5 protein-coding genes are annotated in these 6,483 nt (G+C 69.3%); 1 reads left to right on the top strand and 4 read right to left on the bottom strand.

Translation table 11 applies throughout. The features are described from left to right. Positions 1 to 27: 27 nt before the first annotated feature. The 3 genes from cyoE to coxB form a co-directional block, all read right to left on the bottom strand. On the bottom strand, positions 28 to 1,005 hold the full coding sequence (gene cyoE / locus VGL30_RS04475; RefSeq protein WP_331537213.1) for a heme o synthase: 978 nt from the start codon (positions 1,003 to 1,005) through the stop codon (positions 28 to 30). Between the two features lie 83 nt (positions 1,006 to 1,088). After that, the gene (gene ctaD, locus VGL30_RS04470; RefSeq protein WP_331537211.1) at positions 1,089 to 2,747 is read right to left on the bottom strand and encodes a cytochrome c oxidase subunit I; all 1,659 of its coding nucleotides are present in this window, start codon (positions 2,745 to 2,747) and stop codon (positions 1,089 to 1,091) included. 19 nt (positions 2,748 to 2,766) lie between these two features. Next, positions 2,767 to 3,750: a cytochrome c oxidase subunit II gene (gene coxB / locus VGL30_RS04465; protein WP_331537209.1), complete on the bottom strand. Its 984-nt coding sequence runs from the start codon at positions 3,748 to 3,750 to the stop codon at positions 2,767 to 2,769. Positions 3,751 to 4,005: 255 nt separating this feature from the next. Here coxB and tldD point away from each other — a divergent pair, with 255 nt between their 5' ends. Then, a complete protein-coding gene (gene tldD, locus VGL30_RS04460) occupies positions 4,006 to 5,436 on the top strand; it encodes a metalloprotease TldD (protein ID WP_331537207.1) in 1,431 nt (476 codons plus the stop codon). A 16-nt stretch (positions 5,437 to 5,452) separates the two neighbouring features. Here tldD and VGL30_RS04455 read toward each other — a convergent pair. After that, positions 5,453 to 6,483 (bottom strand): oligopeptide:H+ symporter (locus VGL30_RS04455; RefSeq protein ID WP_331537205.1); only part of this gene is annotated, 1,031 nt, incomplete at its 5' end.

Here is a 6,483-nt window from a genome sequence, read left to right as displayed (position 1 = left end):
CGGCGACTCGTTGGCGGGATCGCTCATCTAGAGAAGCTCCAGCGGCTTGACCGCCATCAGGTGCTCGACCAGCAGGGTGGCGAACAGCAGGGTCAGGTAGAGGATCGAGAAGGCGAACAGGTTGCGCGCGTCCTTGGCCCCGGCCCGCACATCATAGAGGCCCCCGGGAGACGCCTCTTCGTTGCGCTGGCCCTTGGCCTCGCCGGCCTGGCTGCGCGACAGCCGCGCGGCCAGCAGGACGAAGACCAGGCCGCCCGCCGCGGCCACCGCCAGGTAGATCGGCCCGCCCAGGCCCGTGAAGGCCGGGACGAGGCAGAGCGGCGCGAAGAGCAGGCTGTAGACCAGGATCTGGCGTCGGGTGGAGGCTGCGCCGGCCACCACCGGCATCATCGGCACGCCGGCCTTCTCATAGTCCTCGCTGGTGTAGAGGCTGAGCGCCCAGAAGTGCGGCGGCGTCCACATGAAGATGATGGCGCAGAGCAGCCAGGCGTTGAACGGCGCCGCCCCGGCCGCCGCCGCCCAGCCGATCACCGGCGGCAGCGCCCCGGCCAGGCCGCCGATGACGATGTTCTGCGCCGTCGAGCGCTTCAGCCACATGGTGTAGACGACGGCGTAGAAAGCGATGGTGAAGGCCAGCAGCCCCGCCGCCAGCCAGTTCAGCGCCATCCCCATCAGCATCACCGAGAACAGCGACAGCACGACGCCCAGCGCCAGCGCGTCGGCGCCCTGCACCCGGCCCGCCGGCACCGGCCGCCCGCGGGTGCGGCGCATCATCCGGTCGATGTCGGCGTCGTACCACATGTTCAGCGCGCCCGAGGCCCCGGCGCCCACGGCGATGCAGAGGATCGCCACCGCGCCCAGGATCGGGTCCACCGGCTGGTTCGCGCAGATCAGGCCGGTGAGCGCCGTGAACACCACCAGCGACATCACGCGCGGCTTCAAGAGCTGCACGAAGTCCTGCCAGCGGGCGGGCTGGGCGGCGGAGACGGCGGGCGACATGGCCATGTAAGACTACTCTCGAAAAGCTCGAAGGGCGCGGGCCGGATCGCTCCCGCCCACGCCCTCGATCGGGTCCGACGCCGGACGCCTCAATGCACGTCGGGCTTCACCACCGGCAGTTCGTTGAACTGGTGGAACGGCGGCGGCGAGGGCAGCGTCCATTCCAGGGTGGTGGCGCCTTCGCCCCAGGGGTTCGCCTCGGCCTTGCGGCGGAACACCATGGCGTCGAGCAGCACCAGCAGGAACACGCCCACGCCCACCAGGGTCACCACATAGCCGAACGAGGAGACCTTGTTCCAGTAGGCGAAGGCCTCCGGATAATCGACGTAGCGACGGGGCATCCCCTGCAGGCCCAGGAAGTGCTGCGGGAAGAAGATCAGGTTCACGCCGACGAAGGTGATCCAGAAGTGCGTCGCGCCCAGGAACTCCCGGTACTTCACGCCCCACATCTTCTCGAACCAGTAGTAGAAGCCGGCGAAGATCGCGAACACGGCGCCCAGGCTCAGCACGTAGTGGAAGTGGGCGACCACGTAGTAGGTGTCATGCACGCTGTAGTCGACGCCGGCGTTGGCCAGCACCACGCCGGTGACGCCGCCGACGGTGAACAGGAAGATGAAGCCCATCGCCCATAGCATCGGCGTCTTGAAGTCGATGGAGCCGCCCCACATGGTGGCGATCCAGGAGAACACCTTCACCCCGGTGGGCACCGCGATGACCATGGTGGCGGCCACGAAGTAGGCGCGCAGGTTGATGTTCATCCCCACCGTGAACATGTGGTGGGCCCACACGACGAAGCCGATGAAGCCGATCGCCACCATGGCGTAGGCCATGGCCAGGTAGCCGAACACCGGCTTGCGCGAGAAGGTGGAGACGATGTGGCTGATGATGCCGAAGCCCGGCAGGATCAGGATGTACACCTCAGGATGCCCGAAGAACCAGAACAGGTGCTGGAACATCACCGGGTCGCCGCCGCCCGCCGCGTCGAAGAAGTGGGTGTGGAAGTTGCGGTCGGTGAGCAGCATGGTGATCGCGCCCGCCAGCACCGGCAGCGAGAGCAGCAGCAGGAACACCGTCACCAGGATCGACCACACGAACAGCGGCATCCGGTGCAGGGTCATGCCCGGGGCGCGCATGTTGAAGATGGTGGTGATGAAGTTGATCGCCCCCAGGATGGAGCTGGCGCCGGCCAGGTGCAGCGCCAGGATCGCGCAGTCCATGGCCGGGCCGGTGTGCCCGGAGGTGGAGAGCGGCGGATAGATCGTCCAGCCGCCGCCGAAGCCCTTGCCCGGCCCGCCGTCGACGAACATCGAGGTGAGCAGCATGACCCAGGAGGCCACCAGCAGCCAGAACGAGATGTTGTTCATCCGCGGGAAGGCCATGTCCGGCGCCCCGATCATCAGCGGCACGAACCAGTTGCCGAAGCCGCCGATCATCGCCGGCATGACCATGAAGAAGATCATGATCAGGGCGTGGGCGGTGACCACCGCGTTATAGCCGTGCTTGGACGCCTCGATCAGGCCCAGGTGGTCCAGCAGCGAGCCCTTGGTGAACACCTGGATGCCCGGCTCCGCCAGCTCCCAGCGGATCAGGCCCGACAGCGCCCCGCCCACCAGGCCCGCCATGATGGCGAACAGGATGTAGAGGGTGCCGATGTCCTTGTGGTTGGTGGAGAAGAACCAGCGGGTGATGAAGCCGGGCTTGTGGTCGCCGGCGTCATGGTCGCTGTGGTAGGCGGAGGCTTGAGCCATCGTACGCTATCCTAGGAGGTCATTTCGCCGCCGGCGCCGCGGCGGGCGCAGGCTGGGTGGTCGTGGCCGGGGCGGGCGGCGATCCCGCGGCGGCCGGATTGACCGGGGCGGGCGGCGCAGCGGCGGGCGGCGTGGTCCCGGAAGCCTCGGCGCCGGCGCTGGCCGCGGCGGCCGCGGGCGAAGGCGCCTTGCCGCCGGTCTTGGCCTGCACCCAGGCGTCGAACTCCGGCTGGGTCACCACATGCACCTCGATCGGCATGAAGGCGTGGTCGACGCCGCACAGCTCGCGGCAGGAGCCGTAGAAGATCCCGGTGCGGTCGGCCTTGAACCAGGTCTCGTTGACCCGGCCGGGCACCGCGTCGGCGATGATCCCGAACGACGGCACGGCGAAGGCGTGGATCACGTCGGCGCCGGTGACCAGCACGCGGACCACCTTGTTCACCGGCACCACCAGCGGCTCGGTGGCGGCCAGGCGGAAGGGCACGTCCTTGGCCTTGGCCTGGTTCTCCGGCAGCACGTTGGAGATGAATTCGGGGATCTTCTGGTCGGGGTACTCGTAACCCCAGTACCACTGGTAGCCGGTGGCCTTCACTGTCAGGTCGGGCTTGGGCATGTCGTGGTAGGCGAACAGCAGGCGGAACGAGAAGATGGAGATGACCATCAGGATCAGCACCGGCACCACCGTCCAGACCACCTCGACGACGGTGTTGTGGCTCCAGCGGGCGGGGATCGGATTGGACCGCTTGTTGTAGCGGATGGCGCACCACAGCAGCAGCCCGAGCACGAACACGCTGATGACGGTGATGACCGGCAACAGGATGACGTTGTGGAACCAGATCGCGTCTTCCCGCAGCGGGGTGACGCCCGGCTGCATGTCGATCGCCCCCGGCGTCGGCTGCCCCACCAGATCCTTCGCCAGGGCGGCTGCGCCCCAGAACGCCGTCAGCGCGCCCGCCGCGGTCCCCGCCGCCAGAGCCCGCATCCCGTGAAACCTCGACTTCATGTCCCCTCGGTCTGGTTGGCCGGCCGCGCCTCGCGAAAAAACGATCGCCCCCGCCGACTTTGCAGGAAGACGCCGCAAAACCCCGCGCCGCTCGCCCTTCAGCGCGCGTGCATACGCGCTCAAACTGGGCTTGCCAAGGCGGTTGAGGGTCCGGGTCGGGACGATGTGCCGCGCGGGCCTCGCGCGGCCGTCATGGGATGACGCCAGGGCCCGAAGCCCCTATCTCTTGGGCGACTCCAGACCCCAAGGCCGCCGATGAACGCCCACGCTCCCGCTCCTTCTATCCTCGACTCCGCCGGCGTCGAGCCGGAACGCGCCCGGGCGCGCCTGGCCGAGGCCCTGCAGGGCGCCGACGACGGCGAACTGTTCGTGGAGCGGTCGGAGAGCGAGTCGTTCGTATTCGACGACGGGCGGCTGAAATCGGCGGCCTACGACGCCACCGAGGGCTTCGGCCTGCGGGTCGTGGCCGGGGAGACCGCCGGCTACGCCCACGCCAGCGAAATCTCCGAGGCCGCCATCGGCCGGGCGGCCGACAGCGCCGCCCTCGCCAAGCGCGGCTATTCCGGCGAGGCGGCCGAGGCGCCGCGGGCTACCAACGCCAGGCTGTACAGCGAAGACAACCCGCTCGATTCGCCGTCCTTCGCCGACAAGGTCGCACTCCTGCAGGAAATCGACGCCTGGGCCCGGGCCCGCGACCCGCGGGTGGTGCAGGTGATGGCCAGCCTGGCCGGCGAGCGGCGCACGGTGGAGATCCTGCGCGCCGACGGCCGGCTGATCCGCGACGTGCGCCCGCTGTGCCGGGTCAACGTGCAGATCAGCGTCGAGCGCGACGGCCGGCGCGAGACCGGCACCAGCGGCGCCGGCGGCCGCACCGGCTTCGAGGCCTGGATCACGCCGGAGAAGTGGCAGGGCCAGGTCGACGAGGCCTTGCGCCAGGCGCTGGTTAACCTCGACGCCGTCGCCTGCCCGGCCGGCGAGATGGATGTGGTGCTGGGCCCCGGCTGGAACGGCGTGCTGCTGCACGAGGCGGTCGGCCACGGCCTGGAAGGCGACTTCAACCGCAAGGGCACCTCGGCCTTCTCCGGCCGGATCGGTGAACGGGTGGCCGCGCCGGGCGTCACCGTCTTCGACGACGGGACCATCCTGGGCCGTAGAGGCTCGCTGACCGTCGACGACGAAGGCACGCCGACCGAGCGGACGATCCTGATCGAGGACGGCATCCTGGTCGGCTACATGCACGACCGGATGAGCGCCCGGTTGATGGGACTGTCGCCCACCGGCAATGCGCGGCGCCAGTCCTACGCGCACATGCCGATGCCGCGGATGACCAACACCGGCATGCTCGGCGGCGACACCCCGCTGGCCGAGATGATCGCCTCGACCAAGCGCGGCCTCTACTGCACCAGCTTCGGCGGCGGCCAGGTGGACATCACCAACGGCAAGTTCGTCTTCCAGTGCACCGAGGCCTACCTGATCGAGGACGGCAAGGTGACCACCCCGGTGAAGGGCGCGACCCTGATCGGCGACGGTCCCTCGGCGCTCACCCGCGTCACCATGATCGGCGACGACTTCTCGTTCGACCCCGGCATCGGCGTGTGCGGCAAGGCCGGCCAGGGCGTGCCGGTCGGCGTCGGCCAGCCGAGCCTGAAGATCACCGGGCTGACGGTCGGCGGGACGAATTTGTAAGCGGCGTTCGCTCAGCCTAAGCCTCGCGGTCCGCCCGCATCACACCCGGGTTCACCGCCTGGCGTTCGCCGTCGAGCACCGGCGCGATCGGCTCCGGGTGCACCGCATGGCCCGGGCGCGCGGCGTGGGCCCAGCGCTTGAGCCAGGGCGACAGCGCCAGCATCAGCACGCCCGCGGCCACCCCGACGGCGCCGATCTTCAGGAAGACGTCGTTGTAGGTGGCCAACGACTTGCCGGGATCGAGCACCTGGCCGCTGACCGTGTCCGCCGCGGTCAGGGCGGCGATCTGGGCGGCCAGCCACTGGGCTCCGGCCGTCCCTAAGAACCAGGTCGCCATCATGGTCGAGACCAGCGCCCGCGGCGCGAGCTTGGTCATCTCCGACAGCCCGACCGGCGAGAGGAACAGCTCGCCCGTGGTCTGGATGATGTAGGCGACCGCCAGATAGACCAGCGGGGTCTTGAAGTCGGGGCCGGCGAAGCGCGCGCCGAAGACGATCACGAAGAAGCTCGCCCCGACCATCAGCAGGCCGACCGAGAACTTGGCCATCGGGTTCGGGTCCATCCCGCGCCCGCCGAGCCAAGCCCACAGCGCCGAAATCGCCGGCGCCAGCAGCAGGATGCCGGCGCCCTGGAAGGACTGGGCCTGGGCCGCGGTCATCGACTGGCCGGCCCAGAGCCGCAGGTCGACGTTGCGCTCGGCGAACTGGTTCAGCGACGAGCCGCCCTGCTCGTAGAGCGCCCAGAACACCACCGAGCCTGCGACCAGCACCAGCGCCAGCATCATCCGCTCGCGCTCGACCCGATCGCACTGGGTGACCATGAACCAGACCAGATAGCCCAGCACGATCACCGTCCCCGCCCCCAGCAGGGCGCCGACCAGCCCGCTGCTCTGCACGACGAAGAAGATGGCGCCGACGCCCACGAAGCTCAGCAGGTAGGTGACGTGCTCGGCGCTCAAGGGGCCGAACAGCGGACGCTTGAGCCGCTCCGGGTCCGGCGGGCCGCCGTGGCCTTCCAGCAGCGGCTGGCCGACCATGAACACCGCAT

Origin of the sequence: Phenylobacterium sp., from assembly GCF_036502675.1 — a bacterium.
Classification (GTDB): domain Bacteria; phylum Pseudomonadota; class Alphaproteobacteria; order Caulobacterales; family Caulobacteraceae; genus Phenylobacterium.
The sequence above is the reverse complement of the archived record's forward strand: the minus strand, read 5'-3'. Positions and strand labels throughout refer to the sequence as shown.

What these genes read in the sequence shown, in the direction of transcription:
- cyoE (WP_331537213.1), bottom strand. Translation starts at nt 1,005, where the DNA reads ATGGCCATGTCGCCCGCCGTCTCCGCCGCCCAGCCCGCCCGCTGGCAG.
- ctaD (WP_331537211.1), bottom strand. Translation starts at nt 2,747, where the DNA reads ATGGCTCAAGCCTCCGCCTACCACAGCGACCATGACGCCGGCGACCAC.
- coxB (WP_331537209.1), bottom strand. Translation starts at nt 3,750, where the DNA reads ATGAAGTCGAGGTTTCACGGGATGCGGGCTCTGGCGGCGGGGACCGCG.
- tldD (WP_331537207.1), top strand. Translation starts at nt 4,006, where the DNA reads ATGAACGCCCACGCTCCCGCTCCTTCTATCCTCGACTCCGCCGGCGTC.